Origin of the sequence: Halobacteriovorax sp. HFRX-2_2 (genome assembly GCF_043196705.1) — a bacterium.
GTDB lineage: Bacteria > Bdellovibrionota > Bacteriovoracia > Bacteriovoracales > Bacteriovoracaceae > Halobacteriovorax_A.
In genome coordinates this window covers 373,396-387,128 of record NZ_JBEBMT010000001.1, presented here as the reverse complement: position 1 = coordinate 387,128, position 13,733 = coordinate 373,396, and the positions used below count along the sequence as shown (strand labels likewise).

Here is a 13,733-nt window from a genome sequence, read left to right as displayed (position 1 = left end):
ATACTTTTCATCAAATTAATCCGCTTTTACCAACTGGCAATCTCTCCCTTTCTTGGGTCTAATTGTCGCTATACGCCAACATGCTCGCAATATGGTATCGAGGCCTTTAGCAAATTGCCTTTTCATATCGCCTTTTGGAAAACGACAAAGCGCGTTCTAAGCTGTCACCCATGGGCCAAGGGCGGATATGATCCCGTAACTCCAGACTGTTGTCATAAGGATGGACATAAATGAAGTACTTGGTTTTATTTTTATTTTCACTAGCAACTCTTGCTACAACTTCAATTGATAAATTAAAGAAAGAATTTTTAGATAAAGGTGACGATTTAAGCTATTTTTTAGAATGGGATAGCGGCAAATCAAGATCACTTAATACAAAGAATACATTCATTCCCGCTTCTATTTTCAAGATTTTTTCGGCCTACTATATCCTCGATAAACTAGGAACGGACTACCGATTTAAAACGACCATTGCCTCACGTGGACATATTTCAAATGGCATTCTCAAAGGAGATCTAATCCTAAGTACTTCAGGTGATCCATACTTTCTTACGGCCCAAGCATTTGATCTTGTGGATGCCGTAAAAGCTGCCGGAATAAAAAAGATTGAAGGGAAACTCGTTATTATCAACAACTTTGTCAACTTAAGCCGCATTGGTAACGTGGGCCTTGATGACCAGCCTTATAATCAAAGTATCTCGGGCCTTAATATTAACTTTAACCGCTTCAAGTCTATTGGCCGCGAGAATAAAGAAATTTTTCCTATTCACGATGGTTTCAAAGTAAACAAAGCAACTAAGAAACTAGGGCCAGGAGAAGGCTTTCGTCATCAGAGTAATAGTAAAAAAGAAGAATGGATCTATTCAAAAACAGATAACTACTTCCTAGAGGTTCCTTTAAGAAACTCACTACTTTTTAATGCCCACTACTTTAACAACCACCTAAAAACGGCAGGAATTGAAACTAGCGGTATTGCTTTTGAAAAGAAATTTACCAAGTCGAAGATTTTAAATTCAATTTACTCTGTTCCATCACTAGACATGGTGAAGTTATCTCTCGAGTACTCAAATAACCTCTTTGTCGAAACCTTAGTTTTAAAGGCAACAAAGAAAGATAACCTGAAAGATGCTGCCCAGAAAATGGTTAAGGATTTAAAACTACCTGTGAAAGGTAACGTCACAAATAGCTCTGGCCTAAGCGTTGACATCGAAATGCTAGCACAGGACATCGTAAATTTTATCAACAAAAATGCTTATAAGAAATTTGGCAATCACTACTTTGTAAACCTACTTTCAATCACTGGTCACAGTGGCTCTCTTCACCGTAAGTACTTAACGAAAGCAGGGTTTGAGAAGTATCGTTACAAAACTGGGAGTCTTGATTACGTCTACAATATTTGCGGAAGAAGCTTTGAAGCAGACCCTGTAACATTTTGTATTATGATCAATAACCCTAAAAAACGTCAATTGCTGATGAGAGAGAATTCCCTAAAGAATGAGCAACTTCGTCAAGATGCTAAAGCATGGAGACGCTCTAAAGAGCGCTTTAGTGAGTTGTTAATGTATGAGTTAAATTAAAACTTGAATACTTTACGACAACAAGGCATATCTTTTATTTTTATTAAAAGACTCATCATCATATCTTTTGAAATATGTGAGGTCTTCGTCATAATTACCCGGTGATCGTATTCTTGGTCATAATGTTCTGAAATAATAAGCTTATCTTTAAATTGGCTATTATTATCAAAGAAGAGATTTAAATAGGACTCAGTAACAATGGCAATATCACCCCTACCTTTAAGAATGCTGAGAATATTTCCCTCGTGCGAATTGGTATAAGTCAACTTTGCATTAAAGTCCTTTTTTATTTCATAATCGAGAAAGCCATAGTGATAGCCATCAAATAATAGAATCGTTTTCTTCTCTAGTTGCTTTAGGTAGCTTTGATTTCTATCTCTCTTTAATGCGATAAACTTTTCACCACCTAGTGAAAAAGGAGGTGTCATCACATAATTAATCTTACGCTCACTCCAACCCCACTTAGGACTTTCAAAGAAAATCATATCAAAATGATTTGATGTAAAGTCACGGTAGCGACGTCTTGCTGATGTTTCAACAATTTTAAAACGATACTTGTCTTGAACTTTATTAAGCTCTTGAATCATTTCCAGTAGAATACCACTTTTTGCACCATTCTTCTTCATGTAAAAGGGAGGAAAGTGATAGGCACCCACAAGGATATCCGTTGTCGCAAAGATTGAAATTGAAAATGTGAAGGCAATAAGAGTCTTAATGAAGATGTTCACTCATAGCTCCACTATATTTTGGTAGTGAAATAATGAATTTTGTATTCTCTGACTTTGGGTCATACTTTAAATAACCGTCGTTATTTAACATCATTTCATACGATAAGCTTAATCCCAGACCAGTTCCTTTATTAACATCTTTTGTCGTATAAAAAGGTTCCATAATACGACTTTCAATGCGAGGATCGATTCCGTTTCCACTATCGATAACTTCAATAAAAAGATTTTCAAAATTTTGCTTGATAACAACATTTATATGACGTTCTTCAAGGTCTTCAATTGCGTCAATTGAATTATTAATTAAGTTAACAAGAACCTGACTGATCTGCGTCTTATTTGCATAAATAAGGTTTCCTTGAGGACTCTTATCATAATGAAAACTTAGGCCAATTTCTTTTTCGGCCAAGCGACCTTTACAAATCGCTAAGACAATTGACTCAAGCTCCTCACATCGAATTACTGTTTTCAAGTCTTTTTGCCCATCACGAGACATGGTCGACATACTTTTTACAATTTCAGTGATTCGATCTGCCGCGACTTCAACTTTCTCAAGAATATACTCGCACTTTTCGCCGCTTACACATTTCTTTAGACGATTAAGATTACCTAAGATTACAAATAGAGGATTATTAATTTCATGAGCAATTCCAGCTGCCATTTGCCCCAAGGCCGCAAGTCTTTCAGACTCATGACTTCTTTCTCTTTGCTCATATAACTCTTGTGTGCGTTTACTAACAGTAGCTTCAAGTTCCACATTGTATTGCTTTAACTTCTCATCTCTTAGAATAATTTCTTTTAGAGTTTTATTTAAAGTTTTTGCAAAGAAAGATAGTTCATTTAATGCAAATTTTTCACGGATTGGTCGGAAGTCTCCACTAGCAATAAGACTTGTTCGATTAACAAAGTGCTTAAGAGGACTAAAAAATAAGTAATAATAGGCAAACGAAGTAACAATTAAAGATAAGATGAGACCAGAAGCAAACCACATTCCAATCATTTTCATGATATTGTGGACATAAACAGCATTTAAACGATTGGAAAATATAATCTCAACATTTCCAATATTCTTGCCCTCATATGAAACATCAAAGTTTTCGATAATAATTTCAGGATGAACATATTTAGGAGCTGGAGCTTCAACAAGAGAGATATGACTTAATAGATTACCATTCTCATCTTTTACAGTAATGGATGTTACAGTTTGATCACTAGAGTTTACAAATACATTTGAAATTTTTTGAATATACTCTCTGTTTAAGTTCCAAATAGGAAGCTTAAGAGAGTCTACGATTTGTCTCGAAATGATTTCTCGATCATTTTCAAAACGCACCTTTTCTTGATTACTATGAATGTGATAAGCAGCAATCCCTAAGACAAAAAAGCTTAAAGTAAGTACTACCCCCATAACAATCGGAATAATAAATGAAAAGCGAGCCGGTGTTTTGTCCATGCCCTATATCTACTTGCGTTATTTAGATTTAGCAAGCAGTTTGTAAATAGAAATAGTTTTTAAAGAATGAGTCTATACTAATACCTAAAGTAATATCAATAACTTAGAAAGAAGTCGAGATCATCCACAGTCCTACTGCAACGAGTAAAAAACTAAAGAAGTACTGGGCCTTCTTTCCACCAAGGACATGGGCCAAGCGATTACCCATAAAGAACCACAGTAAATGAGCGCTGGCTCCGCCAAAAAATATGACCGCACTAAAAAGTGTTAGAAAGAGTTTACCTTCATTTAAAAATGGTGAGTAAACACTGATTGTGAAAACTAAGAACTTCGGATTGAGGGCCTGAAAAATTGCTCCCTCCAAAAACGAAGGACCTTTCGAATTTTCTTCTTCGTTATTAACCTTTACTTCCTTCACATTCGTAAGACTTTTGTAGGCCATATAGAAAAGGTATAAAGCGCCAAAGATTGGTAAGTATGTCATGATCTTCTCATGCTTCATGATGAAATCAGTCGCACCATAGAGACAGATCAGAAGACCTGAGATTGTCGAAAGCCAAAGCCCAAGAATAAAAGGTAGTGTTTTCTTAAAACTATAAGTTCCACCAAGTCCGGCCAAGGTAACATTTGCAGGCCCAGGAGAATAACAAAGAGGTGCAACGATAAAGAAGAAACTAGTTAATATTTTTGTAATCATAAATTAAGTATCCATTGGGTCGACATCGATCTTTACGGAGAAAGAATAGTCGATCTTATTTTGGGCGCGAAAAATCTGCAAGACCTGATTGAGCTCTCCCCCATTCTTACACATCAAAGACATACTCCACGTGAACATATTCGCACGTCTTTCAATCATGGCAGGAGTTGGGCCCCAGACCTGGCCATCGATGCCAAGTTGATCCATAAGGCCACGTAGCTTGTGGATTTCGCTAGAGAGATTCGCAATGATCTTGTCACGATCTCTACCTGAAACATGAATATTGGCCATCTTCGTATAAGGAGGAAAAAGTCCAAACTCACGTGTTGTTAACTCAAAATCATAAAAGCCAGAAAAGCTATGTGATTTGATAAAGTCAAACATTGTATTATCAGGAAGCATCGTTTGAATCGCAACCTTAGCGTGATTTGAATAGCGTCCCGCTCGTCCTAGAATCTGGACAATCATCTGATAAGCTTTTTCCATGGCCCTAAAGTCAGGAAAATTTAACATTGAATCTGTTCCCAAGATCAGAACTAGGTTTACTTTCTTAAAGTTATGGCCCTTTGAAAGCATTTGAGTCCCTACAAAGACATCAATCTCACCTTTGTGAAAGCGGCCAAGCTTATCTTCTAGCTTCTCAAGATTTGTAATCTCATCGCGATCAAATCTTTCAATTTTCTTAGTCGGAAAAAAGTCTTGTAAGACTTCTTGTAATCTTTCTGTTCCAAAACCTTTTTGCAGAAGATTCATATTGCCACACTCAGGACAAATCTCAGGTCGTGGGATTTGATAATCAGAATGTGAACTTGAAAGAATATTTTTATTCTTAAAATATCTTAGAGGAACACCTGTATTTGGATCTTCAAATTTATAACCACAACCACGGCATTGGAGATAGTTAGAAAAACCAAGACGGTTTACAAAAACCAGTACTTGCTCTTTTCGATCTAAGGCTTCACTAATCATATCAATTGACTTCTTTTCAAAAGGCCAAATTGATAATGCATCCATATCTTTCTTAGCACCGTGTGAGCGTGAGTCTAATAACTCAATATCTGGAAAACCACCGGCAACCCTTTTTTCAAGCGAGAAGTAATTCTCTGGCTTAAGCTTTGAAAAAGTATAGTAGTTTTCAAGCGAAGGTGTTGCACTTCCAAGAACAACTGGAGCATTAAAAAGCTGTGCTTTCTTAATGGCAACATCACGCCCATTATAAGGACAGCGATCTGTTTGCTTAAATGAGCTATCGTGCTCTTCATCAACTATAACAAGACCTAGATTTTCAACAGGTAGGAAAACACTTGAACGCACTCCCATTAAAAGAACTGGTCGATCTGATTTTTTTAAGAACTTCCAAATAGCATTCTTGTGAGAAGGTGTTACTCCAGAGTGGTAAGGAAGAATTGGGCAGTCTAAATATTTTTTAAACGTCTCCATAAACTGAGGCGTTAAGTTAATTTCAGGAAGTAGGAAGAGAACACTCTTTCCTTTCTTTAAGACATTCTTAATCAAGTGAAGATAGATTAAAGTTTTACCGGATCCAGTAACACCATGAACGAGAAAGCGATCAAAACCAAGATCTAGTTTTGCATTGATACTTTCATAAACCGGTTTTTGTAATGGCGATAGCTCGTGTTCAAAGTCTTGGTTATCTCCAAACTGAGTTTCTACTTCTCTTGGGCGTTTTAAAATTTTCGGTAAACAATCCCAAGCTAGTCGTCCTAAATTATAGTGGTAGTAGCGAGACATCCAATCGTAGAGCTTCATTTCACTCTCTGATAAAGCAAACTCAGGAGCAAGGACTTCATTGATTGGTTTTAACTTGTACTTAGTTATTGTCTCTTCTAATTCCTTTTGCGAGATCGTAAACGGCACAACAACACCCTTGGCCTTTCTTCGACCGAGAGGGACCTCCACGAGGGTACCAACAGGAATTTCCTCTCCTAAGGTCTTATATGTAAGAACACTTGGAAGTTTTGGATAATCAACCGCGACTTGGCAATAATGTTGAGCGTTTAGTGTATTAACGTCTTGCATAAGAATTTAAAATAAAAAGTAAGTGTAAAACCTACACTATCATCATACAATAAGTATATGATTACATGGAATGTTGATCCAGAAATTTTTAGAATCGGACCGATCGCTGTTCGTTATTATTCACTAATGTTTATCGTTGGTTTCTTTATTGGTGAGCGCTATTGTCGCCGCTATCTTATTAAAGAAAAAAACTTTACGACAGACGAAGTTAGCTCACTTTTAAATTATATGATCGTAGGCTGTGTTGTAGGCGCACGTTTAGGTCACTGTCTCTTTTATGAGCCAGGCTATTACTTAAGTAATCCACTTGAGATTCTCTATGTATGGAAAGGTGGACTAGCAAGCCACGGAGGCTTTCTTGGTGTAATTGTTTCTATTTATGCCTTCAAGAAAAGAGTTAAAGATGTTCCTCTGATGTGGCTTCTTGATCTCGTTGCGGCCCCGGCCCTTATGACTGGTGGATTTATTAGACTTGGAAATCTCATGAACTCTGAGATCTTTGGACACCCAACAAATCTTCCATGGGCGTTTAAATTTGTTCGCGCAGATAATATTGCTCGCCACCCTACTCAGCTCTATGAAGCACTCGGCTTCTTTGCCATTTCTGGACTTGTGTACTACCTCTATTCGAAGTTTCACAATAAATGGCAATCTGGACGCTTCCTAGGAATTATCTTTATTGGAGGATTCTCTTGGCGCTTCTTTGTGGAATTCTTTAAAGAAAACCAAGTGGCATTTGAACAAGGTATGGCCCTTAATATGGGACAAATCCTAAGTATCCCACTTATTATTGTTGGGATTATCTTAGTTCTTTATAAGCCTGTGACTAAAGGTTAAGTCCAAGCTCTAGACCTGTTCCAAATTCTTTATTCTCATTTGCGTGAATATAGTGCACGAATGGCTTAATTCGTACTTTTTCATATATTGTAAAAAGTGGATAGAATTGGCCATAGACTCCAGAGCAGGCCTTAAAATTTGCACGTGTTGTCTCACAATTAGTTGAGCCATACTTATCGGCACTTGAAAACATATAACCACCACGTAGCCCTAATGAAACCTGTAAAACTTCATCAGACCAGCTAAGCATCGTTTTCTCGATTCCAATATTGGGAATAAAGACATTGTCATCATCCTTAGATTCTTGGAAGTCCATAACAGAATTTAACATAAACCCTACACTCCAACGCCAACTCTTTATTCCACGAGAATAGTCATCAATTGCATGAGAATATGAGATTTCAGCAAGTGTCCCCAAGTCAATAGAGAAGTATGAATCATAAGGAATATAATAGATCGAATCGAGGTATGCTTTTGATCCAAGTTTCGCGACAAATTTCTCCGTAGCATTTAACTTGTCAGTATAGGACTCGATCGAAGTATGAAGTTTGTTTATCACTAAATAAGGCGCATCACTTCGATTAATCCTCTTCTCTGTCTTATGTAGTTCGTTAAAAAGAAAACTTTCATCCTTAAGCTTTCTTAAAGTATATTGAGTAACATTCTCATTTTCTTTGAATTTAAAATCTTCATAGCGACTTTCAAATAAGCGACTCTTTTTTAACGACTCTTTTCTATGACATAGTTTTAGCTCTAGTCCTTGCTCACAATTTTCAATAACCTTTGCAACAGAGACCCTAAGAATTGTCTTTAAATTCTTATTCAATTTATCAAGACAAATATGATCAAAATCCTTTGATTCAACAACATCCACAATACAGGCTTCATCTTGATCAAATTGTATTCGAGTTGGCATCTTAAAATTTTGTCCAGAGTTATTCTTTGCGATATAGTCACTTGTAAACTTTTTGGAATCAGCATAACCGACTAAGAAATCATAACGTCTAAAATCTTCTTCAAAGAAACCAAAGAAAGCGTACATAGGAGAAGAGGCCAATGGCAGCGAGACCGTTGAACTCATGGAATTAGAGAAGCTTGGTGATTCATAAAATGCGATCGTTTCACGAGAACGGGCCGTACCAATAAAGCTGTCAAAAATATCGAGGACGTATTTTGCAACTTCTTTACCATTACCTTGAAATTCTCGTGTTTCATAAAGTAAGTGTTCATCACTTGGATCAATAATAAGAAGTAAATTATCCTTAGCGACTCTGTGCCTAGATACTTTATTAACGATTGTTAATGGAATATTATTAAACATTCCACCATCAATAAAAGTCCTCTTCGTTATCGATTTCTTTGGACAAGACTTTTTTCTTTTAAAGTCTTCATACTTACAATACTCAATATCAACAGGTTTAAAGGCCAATGGGAAGGCCCCAGATGCTTCAATAACTTGTAGTAGTTTCGTTAAATTATCATTTTGATTCTTAGTAAACGGTAAGTAAATTTGTCTCGTGGAATTAGTGGCAATCGGATAATTTTCAATAATAGGAGGCTTCCCTTCACCACGTCCACGAATGCGAAAGATGGCCTCATTTAGCATTTGAGGAAACTTTCTACCACCCTTATAAACCTCAATAATCTCAGGTTTCTTTTGAGTTAGAGTGATCCCAAAAACAATGTCGATATCATCTCGTAATCCTTCATTCCAAATTTGACGTGCATCTTGGTACATTGCCTGAATTGGTTTTTTTGATAAGAAATTCGTCATCGACATTTGCTTATCATCAGCTAAGCGATCGATTCCCAAAGGGACCCACAGTCGCCAAAAGAGAGAATCTTTGACAATATGCTCTCCCCCGTGAACTCTCCCGGCCTCAAGAAAAGTAATCAGAGCATTCATACTACCGGCCGATGCTCCTGCATAAATTTGCGGAGTACGCTGAGCTTGGTAATTTAATTTTTCAAATTCAGTTAGGTAACTTAGAAATCCGCCCTCATAAGAGCCAAGGGAGACACCACCACTTACGACAAGGGCAGTACTGACTTGTTTTGCGAAAGGTTGAAAACAAAAGAGGAAGCTCAATAGTAGGATAAAACGATTCATTCTAGTATTGTATTTGCTTCCTCTATTTGTGCCAAGTAAAGCTTAAGCTTACTTGCAATATGATAGGTCTAAATCATTCAAATTTTTGTAGATACTTGGACTAAATGCTTTGTCCCAAAGATCTTGGCCGGCCATTTTATCAAGGGCCATATCAGTTAGCTTTAAATTCTTATTATAAGCAAATGAATTCGCAAGAGCACCAAATAGAGAACCACCCTGCCCTTCGACAGCGTCTCCATAACAACTCATATCATCTTTGATATAGTCGTAAATATCGATCATACGCTCTTTACCCATACTATCTGCTGAGTAGTACTTAAGCTCTCCACCTTCAATTACTGTGAATTTTTCGATTAGGCGATCAACCATCTCTTGTGAAAGCTCTTTGCAAAGCCTCTTCTTCTTACTCTTAGATCCATTTACGTGAAGGTCAGCAATCACTTCATTTGTGGCCTTAACAAAGCAGTCCACAAATTGCTTAGAATTAATTTGGGCCATCGAGCTTGATGACAAAAGTACTAAAGCTGTTGAAATTACTAGATTTTTCATGAAAATCTCTCCTCGTGTTAATTGCGTATATAAATAAAATTACCACAAGGAGAGAATATAAAGGTCTTTTAAGAAACAATTACAATTGGTGTTCGGCCATTAGACACGAACTGACCACGTCACTTCGTCACCGCTTTCTTGGAAGTCAATTCCTAGAGCGTTTAATTCGTCACGTGCCGCATCCGCTGCATCCCAATCTTTAGAAGCACGTGCATCGGCACGCTTTGCTAGAAGTTCATTAACTTTTTCAAGAGCAATGCCCTTTCTTCTGACTTGAACTTCTTTGATCTCAGATAAGAATTGTTCTGGGTCCATGGCAAAAAGAGCACTCATCTTTCCATACTTAGCAATCCATTCAGTGAATGCAATTGCCGTTGGAGCTGAGTTTACATCTTTTGCTTTCTTCTCAAGATTTAATGTATTGAATGTTTTTACTGCTTCATAAATGGCAGACATCATCTCACTTGTATTGAAATCATCATTACATGCTTTCTCAATTTTAGCGTCAAGGCGCTTAAAATCTTCAGCAAGCTTCTTGTTAACTTTCGCACTCTCATTTGTTTCAAAAGTAGCTGCATGTTTTGCAACTTGAAGGGCGCGGTAAACACGAATCGCTCCACCAAAGGCCTGATCAATTTTTTCATCAGTCACATCAAGCATTGAACGGTAGTGAGTTGAAAGCATGATATATTTTAAAATCTCTGGGTGATACTCATCCATGAAGGCACGAGCAGTGATGATATTCCCAAGGGACTTACTCATCTTCTCTCCACTCATATTGATGAAGTTATTATGCATCCAGTAGTTTACGTATTTACAAGAATTACATCCTACACCTTGAGCAATTTCGTTTTCATGGTGTGGGAAAATTAAATCAATTCCACCACCGTGAATATCAATTGATTTGCCAAGAATCGACTTAATCATAGCAGAACACTCAATGTGCCAACCTGGACGACCTTTGCCCCATGGAGAATCCCAAGACGGCTCACCTGCTTTGGCAGGCTTCCAAAGTACAAAGTCCTTTGGGTCTTTTTTGCGCTCGTCAACTTCGACTCGCTCTCCCGAATTAAGTTCGTCTAGATTTACTCCCGACAACTCTCCATATGAATCAAGCTTCGTTGTTTCATAGAAAACTTCACCATCAACAACATAGGCCATACCATTATCAATAATACCTTGAACGTATTCAATAATCTCTGGAATAAAGTCTGTTACTTTTGGATTATGCGTATGTGGACGAAGTCCTAAGCGGCCAAAATCTTCTTGGAAATATTTAATATAGCGCTCAGAAATTTCAAGTGAATCAACACCCTCTTCATTGGCCTTATTAATGATCTTGTCATCAACATCAGTGTAATTATATACGAAGTTTACATCGTAACCGATATGCTCCATCCAATTTCTTGCGAAGTTAAAAAAGATAGGTCCACGGAAATTTCCAATATGAAGCGGTCCATAAACTGTTGGGCCACAAAGATAAAGCTTAACTTTGCCTTCTTCTAATGGCGTAAAAGTTTCTTTCTTCTTTGTTAAAGTATTGTAAACTACTAGTGACACTATCAACTCCTCTATTTTTTTATGCAGATAGAATAACCGAAAAAGGGAAAACTGTCATGAATTTCGACCTAATCATCAAAAACGGCACTCTACACTCTTCACAAAAAAGCTGGCAAGAAGATATCGGAATAAAGGACGCTAAGATAGTAAAATTAGCTAAATTTAATGATGATGAGTTAAATAATGCGGTGAAAGTCATTGACGCACAGGGACTCGATATTCTGCCAGGGCTTATCGACTCCCAGGTCCACTTTCGCGAACCTGGGCTAACTCACAAAGAAGACATTGCCCACGGCTCTAAAGCAGCAGTGCTTGGCGGAATCTGCACCTTCTTTGAAATGCCAAATACAAAGCCTGCAACAACAAGTGTTGAGGCAACCCAAGTTAAAGTTGATATTGCCCGTGAGACTTCATATGCAAATTTTGGCTTCTTTATTGGAGCAAGTGGAAAGAATTTAGATGAGCTTGTGAAGTCACAAGATATGGTTGGCTGCTCAGGAGTTAAAATATTTTTAGGGAGCTCAACAGGTGACCTTCTCCTTTATGATACTGACAAATTAGTTGAGATCTTCAAGACCTTAGACTGCCATATTTCAGTGCATAGCGAGAGTGAGGAAAGGCTTCATGCCAATGTTGCCATTAGAGATAATGCCAATGGAGATGTACACGCACATTATAAGTGGCGTGATGCTCAGACGGCCCTTGAATCGACAAAGATGATTATCGAGGTGGCAAAAAAAGCAGGACGCAAGGTTCACATCCTTCACCTGACAACAAAAGATGAAATCGAATTTTTAAAGGATCAAAAAGAGCATTGTACAATTGAGGTCACTCCTCAGCACCTGACTCTCTTTGCTCCAGATATCTATGACAAGATCGGAACACTTGCGCAAATGAATCCACCAATCCGCACAAAGGATCACACTGATGGACTTTGGGAAGGTTTAAAAGCTGGTGTGATTGATGTCTTTGGAAGTGATCACGCCCCTCACACTCTTGAAGAAAAGGATCAACCATATCCAGCATCTCCTTCGGGAATGCCAGGAGTGCAAACGATGCTGCCAGTAATGCTAACTCACGTTGAAGCAGGTCGATTGACACTAGAAGATATTGTTAAATATCTAGCAGAAAACCCGGCCAAGCTTTTCAAGCTTAATAAAGGATTTATTCAAGAAGGAATTGATGCCGACTTAACAATCCTTGATATGAACAAGCGCTTTACTATTAAAAACGCAGACCAAGCATCCAAAGTTGGCTGGACTCCATTTGATGGAATGGAAGTTCAAGGAACACCGACTTATACAATTGTCAGCGGACAAGTTGCCATGGATCACGGTAAGGCCATTAAGGTTCAGGCCAAACCGATTGTGCGAGGAAAGTAGAATGCGCTATCGAAGTAAGCTCGATACTCTAACGTCACTTATTTTACTCTTACCAGTGATGAGTTCAATCTTTCGTCTTACTTCAGTATTCCTTGCTTCCTACACTATTAATTGGAACGAGATTTACTTTATCTTGTTTTATATGTGCATACTCATCTTTCTCTATGTCAGTATTTACTATGAAATAACGAAAGACACATTAATCGTTTCAAATCTCTTTCTAAAAACTCATCTACCAATTAGCACCATAAAGAAAGTTTCGAAAACGAGAACCTTTCTCTCTGCACCTGCACTATCTCTTGATCGAATAAAAATCGAATGCCATAAGAAATCGATAGTCATCTCTCCGGAGCGACGCGAACAATTTCTTTCAAAACTCAGCGAGATTAATCCTCAAATAAAAATCAATCTCTGATAACCAAATCTTAACAATTTATCACTACCTCCTTGACTCCGTACCATGGTACAGAGTGTATATTATGAGCATGAATGAAAAACTAACGATTGGAAAATTGGCCGATGCCTCTGGGATTAATCTTGAAACGATTCGATTTTATGAACGAAAAGGGATTCTCGTCCAACCTAAAAAGCAAGGTGCCTTTAGGCACTACCCTAGTGAGTACATCACTAGAATCAAGTTTATTAAAAGATCACAAGAGTTAGGATTCACACTTAGTGAAACAAAAGAACTCTTAGACCTTAAGATAAAAAATCACGCTAAGTGCAGTGACGTCCTATCAAGAACAGAAGCCAAAATTAATGAAATCAATGAAAAAATAAAAGACTTAAAGAAGATGAAGAAA

The 13,733-nt window shown here is 37.5% G+C and carries 13 protein-coding genes; 6 read left to right on the top strand and 7 right to left on the bottom strand.

Annotation, left to right across the window (positions count from 1 at the left end; translation table 11 throughout):
* Both yidD and ABMA79_RS01810 read left to right on the top strand, forming a co-directional pair.
* A complete protein-coding gene (gene yidD, locus ABMA79_RS01815) occupies nt 1-234 on the top strand; it encodes a membrane protein insertion efficiency factor YidD (protein ID WP_393089760.1) in 234 nt (77 codons plus the stop codon).
* Nucleotides 231-1,577 (top strand): D-alanyl-D-alanine carboxypeptidase, encoded by a 1,347-nt coding sequence (locus ABMA79_RS01810; protein ID WP_393089757.1) that lies wholly within the window; start codon nt 231-233, stop codon nt 1,575-1,577. Before yidD ends, ABMA79_RS01810 begins: the two co-directional genes overlap by 4 nt.
* On the opposite strand, the gene ABMA79_RS01805 is transcribed toward ABMA79_RS01810, so the two are convergent.
* The 4 genes from ABMA79_RS01805 to priA form a co-directional block, all read right to left on the bottom strand.
* On the bottom strand, nt 1,574-2,305 hold the full coding sequence (locus ABMA79_RS01805; RefSeq protein ID WP_393089754.1) for a substrate-binding periplasmic protein: 732 nt from the start codon (nt 2,303-2,305) through the stop codon (nt 1,574-1,576). The two genes, ABMA79_RS01810 and ABMA79_RS01805, sit on opposite strands and share 4 nt — an antisense overlap.
* Nucleotides 2,289-3,755, bottom strand: coding sequence for a sensor histidine kinase (locus ABMA79_RS01800; RefSeq protein WP_393089751.1), 1,467 nt, complete (start codon nt 3,753-3,755; stop codon nt 2,289-2,291). Before ABMA79_RS01800 ends, ABMA79_RS01805 begins: the two co-directional genes overlap by 17 nt.
* A gap of 103 nt (nt 3,756-3,858) precedes the next feature.
* Nucleotides 3,859-4,452 carry a LysE family translocator gene (locus ABMA79_RS01795; protein WP_392856917.1) on the bottom strand — a complete coding sequence of 198 codons (594 nt, stop codon included), beginning with the start codon at nt 4,450-4,452 and terminating at the stop codon, nt 3,859-3,861.
* Nucleotides 4,453-4,455: 3 nt separating this feature from the next.
* Nucleotides 4,456-6,492, bottom strand: a complete 2,037-nt coding sequence (priA, locus tag ABMA79_RS01790; RefSeq protein ID WP_392856919.1) for a primosomal protein N' — start codon at nt 6,490-6,492, stop codon at nt 4,456-4,458.
* A gap of 57 nt (nt 6,493-6,549) precedes the next feature.
* Between priA and lgt the strand changes: the two genes are divergently transcribed.
* Nucleotides 6,550-7,329, top strand: a complete 780-nt coding sequence (gene lgt / locus ABMA79_RS01785; protein ID WP_392856921.1) for a prolipoprotein diacylglyceryl transferase — start codon at nt 6,550-6,552, stop codon at nt 7,327-7,329.
* Here lgt and ABMA79_RS01780 read toward each other — a convergent pair.
* The 3 genes from ABMA79_RS01780 to cysS form a co-directional block, all read right to left on the bottom strand.
* The gene (locus ABMA79_RS01780) at nt 7,319-9,439 is read right to left on the bottom strand and encodes a patatin-like phospholipase family protein (RefSeq protein WP_393089748.1); all 2,121 of its coding nucleotides are present in this window, start codon (nt 9,437-9,439) and stop codon (nt 7,319-7,321) included. The two genes, lgt and ABMA79_RS01780, sit on opposite strands and share 11 nt — an antisense overlap.
* Before the next feature lie 48 nt (nt 9,440-9,487).
* Nucleotides 9,488-9,988, bottom strand: coding sequence for a hypothetical protein (locus ABMA79_RS01775; protein ID WP_393089745.1), 501 nt, complete (start codon nt 9,986-9,988; stop codon nt 9,488-9,490).
* 99 nt (nt 9,989-10,087) lie between these two features.
* Nucleotides 10,088-11,548: a cysteine--tRNA ligase gene (gene cysS, locus ABMA79_RS01770; protein ID WP_392856927.1), complete on the bottom strand. Its 1,461-nt coding sequence runs from the start codon at nt 11,546-11,548 to the stop codon at nt 10,088-10,090.
* 56 nt (nt 11,549-11,604) lie between these two features.
* Here cysS and ABMA79_RS01765 point away from each other — a divergent pair, with 56 nt between their 5' ends.
* The 3 genes from ABMA79_RS01765 to ABMA79_RS01755 form a co-directional block, all read left to right on the top strand.
* On the top strand, nt 11,605-12,930 hold the full coding sequence (locus ABMA79_RS01765) for a dihydroorotase (protein WP_393089742.1): 1,326 nt from the start codon (nt 11,605-11,607) through the stop codon (nt 12,928-12,930).
* Between the two features lies 1 nt (nt 12,931).
* Nucleotides 12,932-13,345 (top strand): PH domain-containing protein, encoded by a 414-nt coding sequence (locus ABMA79_RS01760; protein ID WP_393089740.1) that lies wholly within the window; start codon nt 12,932-12,934, stop codon nt 13,343-13,345.
* A 70-nt stretch (nt 13,346-13,415) separates the two neighbouring features.
* Nucleotides 13,416-13,733 (top strand): MerR family DNA-binding protein (locus ABMA79_RS01755; protein ID WP_393089737.1); only part of this gene is annotated, 318 nt, incomplete at its 3' end.

Coding starts and splice junctions, on each gene's coding strand:
- ABMA79_RS01810 (WP_393089757.1), top strand. CDS start 231: ATGAAGTACTTGGTTTTATTTTTATTTTCACTAGCAACTCTTGCTACA.
- ABMA79_RS01800 (WP_393089751.1), bottom strand. CDS start 3,755: ATGGACAAAACACCGGCTCGCTTTTCATTTATTATTCCGATTGTTATG.
- ABMA79_RS01795 (WP_392856917.1), bottom strand. CDS start 4,452: ATGATTACAAAAATATTAACTAGTTTCTTCTTTATCGTTGCACCTCTT.
- priA (WP_392856919.1), bottom strand. CDS start 6,492: ATGCAAGACGTTAATACACTAAACGCTCAACATTATTGCCAAGTCGCG.
- lgt (WP_392856921.1), top strand. CDS start 6,550: ATGATTACATGGAATGTTGATCCAGAAATTTTTAGAATCGGACCGATC.
- ABMA79_RS01780 (WP_393089748.1), bottom strand. CDS start 9,439: ATGAATCGTTTTATCCTACTATTGAGCTTCCTCTTTTGTTTTCAACCT.
- ABMA79_RS01775 (WP_393089745.1), bottom strand. CDS start 9,988: ATGAAAAATCTAGTAATTTCAACAGCTTTAGTACTTTTGTCATCAAGC.
- ABMA79_RS01765 (WP_393089742.1), top strand. CDS start 11,605: ATGAATTTCGACCTAATCATCAAAAACGGCACTCTACACTCTTCACAA.
- ABMA79_RS01760 (WP_393089740.1), top strand. CDS start 12,932: ATGCGCTATCGAAGTAAGCTCGATACTCTAACGTCACTTATTTTACTC.